Origin of the sequence: Streptomyces iakyrus, from assembly GCF_000717055.1 — a bacterium.
GTDB classification, from domain to species: domain Bacteria; phylum Actinomycetota; class Actinomycetes; order Streptomycetales; family Streptomycetaceae; genus Streptomyces; species Streptomyces iakyrus.
Genome location: NZ_JNXI01000158.1, coordinates 1 through 290, shown reverse-complemented (window position 1 = coordinate 290; position 290 = coordinate 1). Strand labels below are relative to the sequence as shown.

At 65.2% G+C, this 290-nt stretch carries 1 protein-coding gene; it reads left to right on the top strand.

Annotation, left to right across the window (positions count from 1 at the left end; all coding sequences use genetic code 11):
• Positions 1 to 290 (top strand): lyase family protein (locus OO68_RS41920; RefSeq protein ID WP_033314765.1); only part of this gene is annotated, 290 nt, incomplete at both ends.

The window sequence follows — 290 nt, the reverse complement described above, 5'->3', positions numbered from 1 at the left end:
CGACCAGTTCGTCGTGGACGTCGTCCAGGGCGGTGCCGGCACCTCGACCAACATGAACGCCAACGAGGTCGTGGCGAACCGGGCGCTGGAGCTGCTGGGTCACGCCAAGGGCGAGTACGGCTTCCTGCACCCCAATGAGGACGTCAATCTCGGTCAGTCGACCAATGACGTCTACCCGACCGCCGTCAAGGTCGCGACGGTGTTCGCGGTGCGCGGGCTGCTCAAAGCGATGGCGGTTCTGCAGGACACGTTCGCGGCCAAGGCCGTCGAGTTCCGCGATGTGCTCAAGA